This window comes from Lysinibacillus sp. NPDC097162, assembly GCF_044762185.1.
Taxonomy (GTDB): domain Bacteria; phylum Bacillota; class Bacilli; order Bacillales_A; family Planococcaceae; genus Lysinibacillus.
On the sequence record NZ_JBIWDT010000001.1, the window covers coordinates 2,100,620 to 2,115,220 of the forward strand.

The 14,601-nt window shown below is 35.5% G+C and carries 18 protein-coding genes; 10 read left to right on the top strand and 8 right to left on the bottom strand.

All coding sequences use genetic code 11. From position 1 onward, the window contains the following. Positions 1–15 precede the first annotated feature (15 nt). A complete protein-coding gene (locus ACIQXW_RS10725) occupies positions 16–2,313 on the top strand; it encodes a YhgE/Pip family protein (protein ID WP_402761892.1) in 2,298 nt (765 codons plus the stop codon). 80 nt (positions 2,314–2,393) lie between these two features. Further along, a complete protein-coding gene (locus ACIQXW_RS10730) occupies positions 2,394–2,900 on the top strand; it encodes a PCYCGC motif-containing (lipo)protein (protein ID WP_402761895.1) in 507 nt (168 codons plus the stop codon). Between the two features lie 249 nt (positions 2,901–3,149). Here the strand turns inward: ACIQXW_RS10730 and ACIQXW_RS10735 are convergent, their stop codons facing one another. Further along, positions 3,150–3,686, bottom strand: a complete 537-nt coding sequence (locus ACIQXW_RS10735) for a hydrolase (RefSeq protein WP_340823704.1) — start codon at positions 3,684–3,686, stop codon at positions 3,150–3,152. A gap of 223 nt (positions 3,687–3,909) precedes the next feature. Between ACIQXW_RS10735 and serC the strand changes: the two genes are divergently transcribed. Further along, positions 3,910–4,998, top strand: coding sequence for a 3-phosphoserine/phosphohydroxythreonine transaminase (serC, locus tag ACIQXW_RS10740; RefSeq protein ID WP_340823702.1), 1,089 nt, complete (start codon positions 3,910–3,912; stop codon positions 4,996–4,998). A gap of 338 nt (positions 4,999–5,336) precedes the next feature. After that, the gene (locus tag ACIQXW_RS10745) at positions 5,337–5,672 is read left to right on the top strand and encodes a hypothetical protein (RefSeq protein ID WP_401017735.1); all 336 of its coding nucleotides are present in this window, start codon (positions 5,337–5,339) and stop codon (positions 5,670–5,672) included. Between the two features lie 67 nt (positions 5,673–5,739). Here the strand turns inward: ACIQXW_RS10745 and ACIQXW_RS10750 are convergent, their stop codons facing one another. The 3 genes from ACIQXW_RS10750 to ACIQXW_RS10760 are packed head-to-tail and all read right to left on the bottom strand — an operon-like array spanning position 5,740 to position 7,789. Continuing rightward, a complete protein-coding gene (locus tag ACIQXW_RS10750; protein ID WP_172772037.1) occupies positions 5,740–6,168 on the bottom strand; it encodes a Fur family transcriptional regulator in 429 nt (142 codons plus the stop codon). After that, positions 6,165–7,028 (bottom strand): metal ABC transporter permease, encoded by an 864-nt coding sequence (locus tag ACIQXW_RS10755; protein ID WP_340823700.1) that lies wholly within the window; start codon positions 7,026–7,028, stop codon positions 6,165–6,167. Before ACIQXW_RS10755 ends, ACIQXW_RS10750 begins: the two co-directional genes overlap by 4 nt. Positions 7,029–7,042: 14 nt before the next feature. Further along, positions 7,043–7,789, bottom strand: a complete 747-nt coding sequence (locus tag ACIQXW_RS10760) for a metal ABC transporter ATP-binding protein (protein WP_340823698.1) — start codon at positions 7,787–7,789, stop codon at positions 7,043–7,045. Between the two features lie 108 nt (positions 7,790–7,897). Between ACIQXW_RS10760 and ACIQXW_RS10765 the strand changes: the two genes are divergently transcribed. From ACIQXW_RS10765 to ACIQXW_RS10790, 6 genes are all read left to right on the top strand, one after another. Beyond that, positions 7,898–8,134 carry an endonuclease IV gene (locus tag ACIQXW_RS10765; protein ID WP_172772040.1) on the top strand — a complete coding sequence of 79 codons (237 nt, stop codon included), beginning with the start codon at positions 7,898–7,900 and terminating at the stop codon, positions 8,132–8,134. 298 nt (positions 8,135–8,432) lie between these two features. After that, entirely contained in the window at positions 8,433–8,825 is a 393-nt protein-coding gene (locus ACIQXW_RS10770) for a hypothetical protein (protein WP_402761901.1), read from the top strand. Positions 8,826–8,943: 118 nt separating this feature from the next. Beyond that, positions 8,944–9,837, top strand: coding sequence for an NADH dehydrogenase FAD-containing subunit (locus ACIQXW_RS10775; RefSeq protein WP_402761904.1), 894 nt, complete (start codon positions 8,944–8,946; stop codon positions 9,835–9,837). Continuing rightward, positions 9,827–10,558, top strand: coding sequence for a hypothetical protein (locus ACIQXW_RS10780; RefSeq protein WP_402761907.1), 732 nt, complete (start codon positions 9,827–9,829; stop codon positions 10,556–10,558). Before ACIQXW_RS10775 ends, ACIQXW_RS10780 begins: the two co-directional genes overlap by 11 nt. Then, positions 10,555–11,253 carry a hypothetical protein gene (locus ACIQXW_RS10785; RefSeq protein ID WP_402761910.1) on the top strand — a complete coding sequence of 233 codons (699 nt, stop codon included), beginning with the start codon at positions 10,555–10,557 and terminating at the stop codon, positions 11,251–11,253. The genes ACIQXW_RS10780 and ACIQXW_RS10785 overlap by 4 nt, the downstream gene beginning before the upstream one ends. Positions 11,254–11,265: 12 nt before the next feature. After that, complete coding sequence (locus ACIQXW_RS10790; protein WP_402761913.1) at positions 11,266–11,904, top strand: ABC transporter ATP-binding protein; 639 nt, start codon at positions 11,266–11,268, stop codon at positions 11,902–11,904. Positions 11,905–12,405: 501 nt separating this feature from the next. On the opposite strand, the gene ACIQXW_RS10795 is transcribed toward ACIQXW_RS10790, so the two are convergent. The 4 genes from ACIQXW_RS10795 to ACIQXW_RS10810 form a co-directional block, all read right to left on the bottom strand. Next, positions 12,406–12,600, bottom strand: coding sequence for a helix-turn-helix transcriptional regulator (locus ACIQXW_RS10795; protein ID WP_024362980.1), 195 nt, complete (start codon positions 12,598–12,600; stop codon positions 12,406–12,408). Positions 12,601–12,615: 15 nt separating this feature from the next. Continuing rightward, positions 12,616–13,119 (bottom strand): DUF6773 family protein, encoded by a 504-nt coding sequence (locus ACIQXW_RS10800; RefSeq protein WP_340823686.1) that lies wholly within the window; start codon positions 13,117–13,119, stop codon positions 12,616–12,618. 215 nt (positions 13,120–13,334) lie between these two features. Beyond that, the gene (locus tag ACIQXW_RS10805; protein ID WP_401017752.1) at positions 13,335–13,685 is read right to left on the bottom strand and encodes a VOC family protein; all 351 of its coding nucleotides are present in this window, start codon (positions 13,683–13,685) and stop codon (positions 13,335–13,337) included. A gap of 70 nt (positions 13,686–13,755) precedes the next feature. Continuing rightward, complete coding sequence (locus ACIQXW_RS10810; protein WP_402761917.1) at positions 13,756–14,571, bottom strand: lipid II flippase Amj family protein; 816 nt, start codon at positions 14,569–14,571, stop codon at positions 13,756–13,758. Positions 14,572–14,601: the final 30 nt, after the last annotated feature.

Consider the following 14,601-nt stretch of genomic DNA (forward strand, 5'->3'; position numbering starts at 1 on the left):
GAGTGAAATTTAACTATGAAACACACTTTCCAACATGTCTTTCGAATTTACAAAAGTGATATTAAAAATATCGTATCAAACTGGGTAGTTGCTGTTATCGTTGGTGGTCTTATTTTTTTACCTTCTCTTTATGCATGGCTTAATATTTACGCTTCCATGGATCCATACGCTCACACTGCCAATATGAAAATTGCTGTAGTAAACGAAGATGACGGGACGACTATTAAAGGAGAAAATCTAAATATAGGAAAGGAATTAATGACTAATTTAAAAGAAAATAATAGTTTTTCCTGGTATTTTACCCCTAGGCAAGAAGCGCTCGATTCATTAAAAAATGGTGACTATTTCGCAGTACTGATCGTTCCTAGTGACTTTTCCGAGAAGCTAACATCCATTCTGACAGATGTACCAACAAAAGCGCATATTGACTATTATGTAAACGAAAAAATAAATCCCATTGCCCCTAAAATTACGAGTAAAGGCGCTGGCGTTATTACCCAACAAGTTTCTAGTGAGTTTATATCAACAGTAAATGGCACTCTTTTCTCGATGTTCAATACTATTGGTATTGAAATAGAGCATGAACTTCCAGACTTCAAAAAATTTGAACAGTATATTTTTACAATCGAGCAACATTTACCTGATATAGAGTCTTTTTTAGCAAAAACTGCAACAGGTGGAAAAGATGCCGAGAAATTATTAAATACTACTATTAGTGAAATTCCAGAAATTGAGAAAATTACGAATAACGGTCTTACAACTATTCAAAGTGGATTAAAGCTAATTAATGAAGCAGATACACTGTTCAATCAGCTTTCGCCAATCGTTAAAAAGGATTTAGAAGGTGTGCAAACAATTGCACAGCAATTCACAAATCTTTTAGAAAAGCTGCAAAATGCTACTTCCGATACTTCGACATTAGCGCAATCAAAAGTCGAACTGCAACAACAATTAACATCTTCGCTAGACAAAGTAAACAGTAGTATTCAGGCTTTAGAGGCTTTACAAAAACTCACACAGGCAGATGCAACATCTCGTAAACAACTTGAAAATTCGCTCCAAAATGTTATTACATCACTTCAACAAAACAGCTCTAACGATAATAATAAAGACATTATTCAGCAATTGGAGTCTATACAAGGAGCGCTACGAGCTAATCCTACAATTACCGACTCTTCGACGGGTGCGCTCTCTTCATTACGCCAACTAAATGCTTTATTAACGGATATAACAAGTAAAGTTCAGCAAATAAATAATATTGATGAAGAAAAGATAAAAAACGATATTGCTGAAGTCCAAAAAACCGCTCAAGATGCTGCCGACAATTTAAAACAATTTCTTAGCTACTATTCAGAAAATCTGGAGCCGCAAATTCATACAACTTTGAATGCTGCGAAAGATACTTTAACGAATGCATCAACAATGCTAACAAAGGTTCAAAGCTCAATTCCACAGGCACAACAACGGTTAAATAATGCTAAAAATACGCTCGTAACAGCCAATAAGGCGATTTCTACAATTCAGTCAGACTTTCCAACGCTAAGCAAAAAAATTACTGATCTTGCTAATAAGCTTCGAACACTAGAAAATGAAACCGATATTTCTGAAATTGTTCAATTATTAAAGAACGATGTCGATGCTGAACGGAATTTCTTTGAAGAACCTGTACAGCTAGAAGAACATAGAATGTTTCCAATCGCGAATTACGGTACAGCAATGACGCCTTTTTATACGGTGCTATCTATTTGGGTAGGTTGTTTGTTACTTATCTCACTACTTGCGGTAAATATACACGACAACCAACAATATAGTATTCGTGAAATTTACTTTGGGCGATTACTGACGTTTGCAACAATCTCATTAATCCAAACTTTAATTATTACCATTGGCGATGCTTTATTATTAGATGTTTCTATTAGTGCGCCCTACTTCTTTATAATTTTTGGGCTAATCATTAGCTTTGTTTTTATAACTGTTGTCTACACGCTAGTATCCGTATTTGGAAATGTTGGGAAGGCGTTAGCAATTGTTATGTTGGTCTTACAAATTGCTGGTTCTGGAGGCACCTATCCTGTAGAATTATTACCAAAGTTTTTCCAAGTTATTAATCCGTTTTTACCGTTTACCTATGCAATTGAAATGATGCGAGAGGCAGTCGGTGGCATCATTTGGCAAAAGGTATGGGTAGACCTCGCATTTTTGTTAGGCTTTTGGTTAATTTTTATACTGTTTGGCTTTTTCTTAAAAAAATTACTAGGCGAAAAAATGGAACTTTTAATGAACAAAACACGCGGTTTAGATATATTTCATTGAAATCCGTCCTTGTCTGCTATAAATATGGACAGGGACAATGTTATAATGGAAATATTGTAAACATGTAGGAGGCGTTTGTTTTGAAAAAACTTGTATCCATTTTTACGTTGTTGTTACTCGTACTAAGTGCTTGCGGGACAGATAAAGCAATTAAAGAAAATCCGAATGATTCACAAGATGAGGCTTCACATGATGGACATGCTCATGTTTCAGGAGACATTCAGGAAGAAACAGCAGGTGCCGATGTATTACCATCATTTTTAGATAGCCAAACTGAAAATATTCGCTTAGTTTACCAAATTGCGGGGCAATCAACAGACATTTTAGAGTGGATGCCTTGCTACTGTGGCTGTGGAGAATCCGCAGGACATAAAAGCAATTTAAACTGCTTCATTCAGGAAAAACGTAAAGATGGCACAATCGTCTGGGACGACCATGGTACACGTTGTGGCGTTTGCTTAGAAATTGCACTACAATCAGCAAAAATGCATAAAGATGGCATGAGCTTGAAAGAAATCCGTCAAACTATTGATGAGACGTACAAAAATGGTTATGCGAAACCAACACCAACGGAAATGCCTGCTTAAATATTTAGAAGCTGCGATAAAAGTGAAAAAGTGTTAGATTGACTAAGAATCAATCTAACACTTTTTGCTGCGCCATTGCTGTCCGCTACGGCAGTTTGTTGCGTCTTACGATGCATACGTTCCCGCAGCAGTCTAAATTAAATCGATTGCAAAAGAAAGATAGCTAAGTCTTCTTCATTATAAATAGCAAACTTACAAACACCTTTGCCCCTGATTTCAACCTATCCTATAGAGACCGCATCGTCTTGTTTATTTAACAAGTTGCAGTACCGTTTTAAAATGTGTATGATCTGCTCTTTGTAAAAGCTCATACAAAATCATCTCCGTGCTCGTTGGCAAAATGCCAAGTGCCTTCATTTTATCTAACCCAATTTCCTTATTGGCTTTAGTGCGAGAAGATACGGCATCAACAACTACCTCTACTTCAAACCCCTGCTCCTTCAATTGTCTTGCTGTTTGATAGACACAAATATGTGTTTCAATACCCGTTACAATAAACTGCGTACGTCCACTCGCTTTAACCGCGTCAATAAACTCTTCTTCTTGGCATGCACTAAAAGCCATTTTAGCAATTGGATTCCCTTGAAGATGCTTTGCGATTTCTAGCGCAGTACCACCTAATCGACTTGGATTTTGTTCCAGCCATAGTACCGGAATATCCAATGCTTGCATACCTTGTACAAGTTTTGACACATTTTGAATAACTGTTTCGCTATCATCTACAATCGTTGCCAATTTCCCTTGCACATCCACGACAATCAGACTTGCTTGATCTACTGTAAACATTAAAAACACCCCTTTTCATTACTTAACGATAGTATACCGAAATTTCTTTGTTTTTGTAGTGTTTAAATAAATTGTGTGCGAATTGTGTGCGTGCCTGACACTAAAATGCTCATTTTCATCCTACATAAATAAAATATTGAGAATTTTGTTTTTTCTCTTGAAAATTAAGTTATAATCCAGTAAAGTGCTTTTATTAAACAAAACAAACAAGGAGTGTACCACTTTGACACAACGTGCATACAATTTTAACGCAGGTCCATCTGCACTACCGCTAGAAGTTCTAGAAAACGCTCAACAACAATTAGTTAACTTCCGTAATTCAGGTATGTCTATTATGGAAATGAGCCACCGTAGTGCGATCTTCGACGAAGTACATAATGAAGCAATTGCTCTATTAAAAAAACTTTATGCTATTCCAGAAAACTATGAGGTACTATTTTTACAAGGTGGGGCAAGCCTGCAATTTACAATGGTACCAATGAACTTCCTTCAAGCAGATAAAAAAGCAAGCTACGTTTTATCTGGTTCATGGGCTGAAAAAGCATTCAAAGAAGCAAAATTATTTGGTACTCCTGTTGAAGCAGCAAGCACAAAGGAAAATAAATATCGCAACATTCCAGCATTATCAGATATTCAGTTTAATGAAGATGATGCATACGTGCACATCACATCAAACAATACGATTTACGGTACACAATGGAAAGAATTCCCTGAAACAGGCAATGTTCCTTTAGTAGCAGATATGTCGAGTGACATTTTATCTAAACCTGTTGACATCAGCAAATTCGGTATTATTTACGCTGGTGCACAAAAAAATCTTGGACCTTCTGGTGTAACTGTCGTTATTATTCGCAAAGACTTATTAGAAAAAGCGAACAAAGACATTCCAACAATGTTAAAGTATACAACGCATACAGACGGTAACTCGTTATACAACACACCGCCAACATTCGGTATTTATATGTTAGGTGAAGTATTAAAATGGGTTGACGCTAAAGGTGGCGTTGAAGCAATTGCTAAACTTAATGAAGAAAAAGCACAAGTAATTTACGATGCGATTGATAACAGTAATGGCTTTTACACTGGTCACGCAACGCCTGAAAGTCGTTCATTAATGAACATCACATTCCGCGTCGCTGATGAAGAACTTGAAAAACAATTCCTTGCAGAAGCAAAAGCAGCTGGATTTATTGGACTAAATGGTCACCGCTCAGTAGGCGGTTGCCGTGCATCAACATATAATGCTGTTCCATTAGAAACTTGTGAAGCACTACGCGACTTTATGGTAGCATTCCAACAAAAACACCAATAATAATATTTAACGACGAATGATTGCTTAAAATAGCATTATTCGTCGTTTGTTTTTTGAAACAATGGCATGATTGCTTCCCTCTATAATTTATATGTACTGTCTTCTTCTAAAAATTATTTCTATTTTCCCAATGATAGACTTCTATCTCTATGACAATGCCATTGGTACAAACATACATTTACAAAATAAAATAAACTTACAAAGCATTTTTTTAAAGAAAAAATAGTTTTTTTAGTGTCTATCGGACATATTACCAACCTCCTTGCTTTTACAAAACATAGATTATAAGTGTAAGGCAATAGCTTTACATTAATTCTAACGAAAGGAGGTAGTATCAAATGGAAGATAGAAGATATGTTACACACATGAATTGGGCTCCTTGTAAATGCCAAAAACCTTGCAACTGTCACCAAAAGAAACAACATGAGTGCAAAGAAGAAAAAGGTCAGAGAGCAATGAATCACTGCAGAAGCTGTATCTGTGAGCAATTAAAATGTTTAGAAGTTGGCGCTGTAGTAGATGTTTTCTTAACAGGCGGCCTTAGTTTCCTTGGTTTGACTTTCGTGAGCTTTAATGCAAGAAATTGCTGTGCTTATTTCCTAGAAGCAGGTTCTACAACACCACTTATTATTGACTGTAAAAAAATAGATGCTATCCGTATTGTAAGAAGATAGTAGTAGTCTTCTTATGCCCTTTCCTTCTAACATTACTCCTTCACAATAAATAAAACCCTGTCAAATATTAATTTGACAGGGTTTCATGTTTACAATCTGGACATTTACCGTATATTTCAAATTTATGATTTTCGATTTCATAATCAGGAAGCTTTTCACCAAGCATCTCCATTGGACAAAGATTGAGCTCTTTCACATTGCCACAATCCATACATATGAAATGATGGTGATGATGTTCAGACTCACAATGCATGCGAAAATTTCGTTCGCTGGATAACTCGGTTTCTTCTAATATGCCAAGCTGTACAAACGTTGAGAGATTTCGATAAATCGTATCAAAACTCATACCAGGAAAATCTTTTTTCAGCACATCTAATAAATCTCGAGCGGTTAAATATTTATCCGTCTCTGCAAACATATTTAAAATTAACTCACGTTTATCTGTTTTTTTATAGCCGTTTTCTTTTAAAATTTCCCACGCTCTTGAAATATTCACTGTGCTGCCTCCCCTTGTTTTGCAGATAGTTTTAACATCGTTTTCTTACCTATGATTACAAGTAATAAGATAAGAATTGATGTAACAACAATTGTACCACCTGGTGCTAAATCTAAGTAAAATGCACTTACTAAACCGATTAATACCGCTACCTCGCCAAATACAATTGCATAGATAATCGTTTGCTTAAAGCCTTTTGCAAGACGCATTGCTGCAGCAACTGGCAAAGTCATTAAAGATGATACTAGTAAAATACCAACGATACGCATACTTGCTGCAATTACAAGCGCTGTCACAATCATAAATAAAAGATGAACCCATCGTGCCGGTAGTCCACTAGCTTTCGCATATTCCTCATCAAACGATAGCACAAAAAGTTCTTTAAAGAATAAAAATAAAAAGACAATGACTACAATCGCAATCCCAATAACAACCAATAAATCCTGCCTTGAGACAGCCGAAACGGAGCCAAATAAATAACTCATTAAATCGGTGCTAAAGCCACTGGCAAGCGATATAAAAATGGCGCTAATTCCAATACCGCCGGACATAATAATCGGTATGGCAAGCTCTTCATAGTGCTTATACAGTCGACGTAAGCGTTCAATTAATATTGAACCACTAACTGAAGCTATAATACCAAGGTAAATAGGATTTAGCATTGCAAATGCTGCAAAAGATTGACTTACATACAAGCTACCAGCAATACCCGCAAGTGTGACATGGGATAAAGCATCTGCAATTAGTGATAGTCTGCGAACTACTATAAATACCCCTAGAAGTGGTGCGATGATGCCAATCAATAAGCCAGAGAAAAAGGCATTTTGTAAAAACTCATAGTTAATAATTGCTTCAATCATTGTGCCTTCTCCTTCTAATGAATCTTTCTCACGGAATGGCCGTACCAAGCGTCAAGCGCATCCTGAGAAATAGAATCAAATTCGTCTTTGTAGCCGTGGAAATGAATCGTTTGGTTGAGGCAAGCAACATGGCTAATTCGGTTTGAAACTGTATCAACATCATGTGTGACAAGAATCATCGTAATTCCTTGTTCCCTATTCAAATTCGCCAGCATATCATAAAAGGACTGCACATTCTCGTGATCGATGCCGACAGTCGGTTCATCCAGTATCAGTAATCTTGGCTCGCTTACTAAAGCTCGTGCAATAAAGACACGCTGTTGCTGTCCACCAGATAGTTCACCAATATTTTGGTTCATAAAGGCGTCCATTCCTACTGCCTTTAAAGCCTCATATACTTTGTCTTTGACATCTTTTGTAGGTCTTTTAAATAGCCCTAATTTTTTTGTTAATCCACTGATGACTACCTCTTGTACAGTTGCTGGAAAACCTGAGTTGAAAGCATTGGATTTTTGGGAAACGTAGCCTATCCATTCACGATGTTTAAATGTTGCACTTGGCTCTCCAAACAACTTAATTTCGCCAGACATTGGTTTCAATAAACCTAATATAATTTTTAATAATGTTGATTTTCCTGAACCATTAGGTCCGAGGAGTGCTAAAAAATCTCCTTCTTCCACACGGAATGAGATATTTTTCAATACTTGTGTATAGTCATATTGAAATGACACATTATCGATGTCAATTAATGTTTTTTTCATGCATGATCGCTTCTTTCTAATTCAAAATCATTACGATTTACAAGTTGTAAGTATAAATGAATGTTCAATATTTGTAAAGAAAACAAAACTTAAAAGGAGGGATTGGTTGTGAGTATTCATTTTTTACAGCAATTATCTCAAAGTACTGATAAAGAAGTAGTTGCCATTGCGCGTGCCGAAGGTTTTGAAATTAGCACGTCAGAAGTGAAAAAGCTTCGACCTTATCTTGAGCAATTCTCATTTTCTTGGCTCTTTTTAGGTATTCCAAAAGAAGTACTGAGTGAAGTGGAAGCCGTTCTCGGAAGAAAACGTTCTCGCCAGCTTATTGCACTATTTACTAAATAATATAGTAAGCCCGAAAGTCAGTTTTGACTTTCGGGCTTTCGTATGGCTATTTGTGCAAATTCTATCATAATATCGGTCCTAATATATCCTCCCAAAACCTACCTATTTTTTGAATTTTTTTTGAATTTCTAAGTAAAAATTTTTGGTTTACTTTGCAAAAAAATATTGAAATTTTAAAATTTTAAATTTTATAATAATTGATAATTAGAGAATGAAATACTCTTTCTCTATGCCTTGTTTATTGTTGTGTTGCTTGTAGTTAATTTTCAGCAAAATACAAAAAAGGAGTTGGATTTTCATGAAGAAAAGACTAGCAACAACAGTTTGTGCCTTAGGACTATTAGTTAGTACAGGTGTAGTAAGTGCAGGGACGAGTGCGATCACCTATGCGAAGGTACTACCTAGTTTATCAAGAAATATATATTTAGCGACAGGGACAAAAGACAATAACAGTAACTCAAAAGTTGAAAACTCTATAGTTGGTCAAAATTACGAAGCAACTATGTGGATTGTAGATGCTAATGGGAAAAAGGTTTCTAATACTGCTATAGATGTAACTGATAATGATACACGTTTCTTCATTGTAGATCAAAGTGCTGTTGGTGGCGATGTAACATTAGTAGCAGAAAATGACCAAAAAAAATTAGTGAGTGTAGAAATCTCAGGAAGATTTTATCCAGACACAAGATAATATAGAGCATGCCCAAATATTGATATAACAACGTTCATCGTCATTCTTTTATCGTTGTCTAGAATGGGTTGTCTTATTTTAGATAGGGACAACCCTGTTTTTGAGTAGGAGGATATCAATGCTTATAGAATATAAAAAACTGTTTAAAAATAAAAACTTTTATCTTAGTGTTTGTGCATTAATACTGCTTGTTGTGATTGCTGTCGTAATAGGTGTGAAAGAACATAACGAAGAGTATCAATTAACTGAACGAATTTATAGCCAATACTATGAAGAAGAAATTGTGGAAGATGTGCTTATTTTCATTTCCCCGCATAAGCACTGGCTCGGTTTTACGAACAATTTAGCATCTGAATTGTATTATTTATTATTTCCATTGTTGATTTCTATTGCACTTATAGACTCAATCTATCGTGAAAGAAAAAGTGGTTATCTACTTTTTACTTTTATGCGCATGGATAGACGCAAATATTACATAGCAAAGATTGCTACTACTTTTCTAACTGCCTTTTTTATGTTCGTACTGCCACTATGTCTAGGTGTAGTGCTTGTTAATCTATTTACGAATCATTGGGACTATACAGCCTATGCCAATATTTATAAAGGGTTTGTAGAAGGGACTTTGGCAATACCAGATAATGCTATAAGTGTTTTTAAAGGAGATATCCAACCTCTTTTTTCGGATTTATTAAGTATATCTCCTTATCTATATGTTGCTGTATTTTATATTATTGGTGGATTGTTTGCTAGTGCGTATGTTTGCCTAGGACTAGCCCTATCTATATTTATTAAAAATTATTATCTATTAATTTTGATGCCACAAATTATTTATACAAGTCTTTGGTTCTTTGGTACCAATAACCCAAAATGGGTTCCATTTTTCTTTTTAGCCCCCGAAGGTATACATGGAGATAACTCCATTTCTATTATGGTTGTTGAATTTCTGATGCAAATTTCACTTACCATTGTCATTTACGTCATAGGCATGAGGAAATATGAGGATGTTTTATAAATACTTACTCTATTGTCTACAGGATATTCGCTTGAAAAAACTGCTCTTTTGGGGTGTGGCATATTTTATAATATCGCTACATTTGTTTGAAGTATTACCTATCACTTCAGTGGCAACAAGATGGCATACGCTGAAAAACTTTATTTTAGCCTCTCGTTATGAGCATTTTTATATTCCTATTTTTTTAATATTACTAGCACCCTTTTCATCTAAAGACAATGATTGGCTATTGCTTAGAAGATTTCGTCACCGCCAGCAATTCGCATCGTATAAAATTTGCTTCGTTTTTATCGTGACTGCCTTTTTTACAGCGGTTGTTTTCGGAAGTAGTATGTTGAGCACATCGTTAGCGAAGTGGCTATTTTCCCCTTATATCACAAATTACAGTGCCCTATTATTATATGTGCCTGAGCCTAAAGAAAACGGTTCATTGCTTTACTTTATCTATATGTTTTATTGTGTTACTGCTATTTTCGGGTTGCTTTATATCGTCTTCCAACAACTTTTCAAAAATAACTTCATTAGTGCGATTGTAGTTATGATTCTTGGCATGTTGGATCGATATATAAAGCACTTTGTGTATATTGCCTTTAATATAACTGAATTTACGTCACCTATTAGTACATTCTTTATAATAGTTGCCGTTATGATATTGTTAATCAATGCCATTCATTATTTAGTCAATAAACTAGACTTTTACGTGCGAGATGATGATTCATGACAACATTTTCGTTAGAGTGGAAACTACTGCGAGAAGATGCCCTTAAAATTTGTTGTATTTGTATCGTCTACCCATTATGTACTACTTTATTGTTACTCTATATGACATCACTTTTTGATGGCATGACATTGCGCCAAGCATTTACTGCCCTTTTGGGACAAGTGGAGGAACTTACTTGGATGTACTGGACTTTGCTATGGTTTGGTTATGTGCTTTTAATTCAAATTATTTGGAAGCCTCGCTCCACTTCTTTTTCATACAATATGCTATTACGCTATCCAACAAAAAGCTGGTTTTGGCTTAATCGGCTGCTAATTCTACTTATATTCACTGCATGCTATGTCGCAATCACTTATCTCATGAGCTTCTTCCTTTTTTTAAAAGCTCACGTGACACTACAATTTGATATCTTAATTGTGCTACAGGCATTGATTCTGTGTATCAATATGTACTGTCATGCTTTGCTTTGGAAAATAATCGAATTATTGTTTTCAGGTAAAATTGCATCTGTGCTACTGATCATTCTATTTTTTGCGGGTATTAAGCAATCCGCTCCTTATATTCCTTTCTATTATGGGCTAATGGGAAATTTCGAGGCAAACATGGTCGCTATTGTTTTATTTATCGAAGGGCTATTAATTTGTATGATGTGTCTACTCATTGTTCGCTTCGGATTAAAAAAAGATTACTTCTAGGGAGGTTACGATATGTCAATTGAAGTATCCAACGTTTCTAAGGTGATTAAAGGAAGGACTGTGCTTCAAAATATAAACTTTCAGCTAGAACGAGGGAAAATTTATGGCTTTGTTGGTCATAACGGTTCAGGGAAATCAATGTTATTTCGCGTTATTTGTGGCTTAGTAAAACCGAGTGTCGGAACCGTAAAATTATTCGGGGATGTTTTACATCGAGATATTTCATTTCCTAAAAGTGCAAGTGTTATTCTTGAAAAACCAGGATTTTTAGAGCATTATTCAGGGTTTTCCAACTTGAATTTTTTAGCATCAATACGTAAGCAAATTACTGACCAAGAGATAAAAGCTGCGATATCAAAAGTAGGTTTAGACCCAGAAGATAAACGGCCTGTCAAAGCGTACTCTCTTGGCATGAAACAAAAACTAGCAATTGCTCAAAGCATTATGGAAACACCAGAATTAATTTTACTAGATGAGCCAATGAATGCTTTGGACGAAGATTCTGTCCAAAATGTTTATAACATTATTAACGCTGAAAAACAGCGAGGTGCTACCATATTATTAACTTCACATAATAAAATCGATATTGAGTCCTTATGTGATCAAGTTTTTAGGTTGCGTGAAGGCCTGTTAACAGAAAGTCCCGTCTGACCTCTCTTTGCCAACATATTCAGTTGATTGGAGCGAAGGGAGGGCGACTCCTGCGGCAACGCACGCATTGTGAGACGCAACAAACCGCGCGTTAGAGAGGGTTGCGACTTACGTTGTGCCCGCGGAAAGCGCTCGCCCGTAGCGGAAATCAACCGCACTATTTATGTCTATTAAAAGCGATAATTATTTAAAGGCATTGAAAAGTAACTCGACACTTCTTTCTATTTTTTATTCTTTTGAAGCTTTAACTTTAATAAGTTGATTGGAGCGGAGGGCGGGCGACTCCTGCGGGAACGCACGCAATGTAAGACGCAACAATCCGCGCGTTAGCGAGGGTTGCGGCTTACAGTGTGCCCGCGGAAAGCGCTCGCCCGTAGCGGAAATCAACCGCAGTATTTATCTTTTGTTTGAACACAATTGCAGTAATTTTAACTTTTGATTTCCCTCAAATATAGTAAAACCTCCACTTTGACAATGTTCAAAATGGAGGTTTTCTTTAATTTACTCTTCCCAAAACAATTCATCCAACGTTTTATTTAACGTTTTACAAATTGCAATACATAAGTTTAATGTCGGATTATATTTACCTACTTCAATTAAGCCGATAGTTTGTCGAGTAACCCCTACTTTTTGTGCTAAATCTTCTTGTGACAGATCATGTTCTATTCGAGCCATTTTTAAACGGATATTTTTCATGCTTATCACCACTTGTTAATCTTCTAAATTTTTTTGTACGACTTGATCACTTTTCTTTTTAGCAGCCATATACGATAATCCCAAAAACCCTGCAAAAAATGGCACATATATAAGTAGAGATACTAAAAAGACAACGAAGAAATATTCTATTGCTTGTTGTGTGCTGTCAGCATAATTGAAAGCACTGTTAAGTCCTAAAATAATTGCAAAAACTAAACCAAATGCAACACCAAAAAGTACATTTTTTGTTCCTAATTTGACTTTGCTATTACTATCGTGAACCTCTATTTCATCAGTCAATATGCCAAGATAAGCCGTTCTAACATAATAATAGACAGATGATATAAATATAATCAACCACTCTGTTATTACATTATCCAAGGACACACCCATTTTAAAGAATTTAATTAAGATTGATATTGAACATACAATCATGATCAATACGTAAACTTCTTTGTATATTTTATTTTGTAAATTTTTCACACGTTCATCAACTTGCTTCTTCTGTCTTGCAGCCATAATTTGCCTCCATTCGTTTTATTAATTTTATTATATAAAACAACATTGCTTTTTGCAATATATAAATTGCATTAAGTTAATTATAATTTACAAAATGCAAAATGGGTTCTTCTAAAGACATGAAAAAGGCACATCCTCTTGTGGAAAATGTGCCTTAAAAATTCATTTTTTATAAATGTCCATGTTGCCTGTTAACGTTAGGAATTTCTATTCGTTTACTTCTCCCATAGCTCAATTCGTCTGCCCTCTGGATCTTCAATCCAAATGAAATTTCCAAATTCACTAACCTCTTTTTCCTTTACAAAAGGAACACCCAAATTCTCTAGATGTTTAATACTGTCATCTAAATTTTCAACTTGGAAGTTTAACATTACTTGTTGTTCTAATGGAAAATAGCGATCATCCTCGGTAAAGAAGGAAAAAATCGTTTCATTGCCTGCTTGTGGTGTAATAATGGCACCATTCCAACCTTCCATTTCCACATTTAGAACTTTACTGTACCATTGTTTAATATCCTCTAAATCTTTAGTTCTCCAAAAAATCCCTCCAAAGCCCTTTATATTCATAAAAGTCACCTTCCTATCCATTCATTATTCATTTAAATTCTCGTTTTAAAAGCGAATTCCTTCTTAGCAATTAAGTAATAAGCTTCGCAAACCAAGCAACATAATGTGCCCCAGGTATAAATAAAACTTGCGCCAAAATCGTTCCTAAAAATCTGGATGTCATCATCATAACAGACGCTCTTTTTAAATCTAAATAGCTACCCCGCTTGTTGATCACATCATCAGCAAGTATTGAAATTTTAGGATCAATAAAAATAATTAACAAAATCGTCGCCATACCATTGATTAGTCCAGACGCCATGACAGCAGTGTTACTTAATTCGGGTACTAATAACCCAGCATATAAAGCTGATAAAACGCCAATCGTATAAATCGCTGTAATGACAATGTTAATGACAAATAATTTTACTGGAATATCTCGTAAGCCAATTCCCTTTAAATACGAAAAACTTGGCTTACGAATATGTTTAATTCCACGTCTTACATATTCAAGCGTAAATCCTTTTTTCAATAAAGCTGGAATCGAACCTCTTTCCTCAGCCAAATGGATTATCCCTCGCGAAAAGATGGCTACGAACGTTGGCAGTAATAATATCCCTACTAGAGTTCCTATCGATGCCGCTCCAATAATAATGCGATACTGGTTTTCTACATAGGCTAACGCATTGTCAGCAGGAGCTGTATCCACCAAACTTCCTGTAAATGGTTGTTGCATCATATTCGCTAGCCTCGAAACCATTACCATTACATTAAAAAGCGATAAAGCTGAAGCTAGCAACCTTACACGTGCTCCTGATAAACGGACTGCATACGCAAGGGTTTCGATTGAATGAATGATGAGAATAAATAAAGCAATCGTAATTAATTTTTCCGTTACAATTTCCACTCTCTATACCTACTCTTAACTTTCCAATTA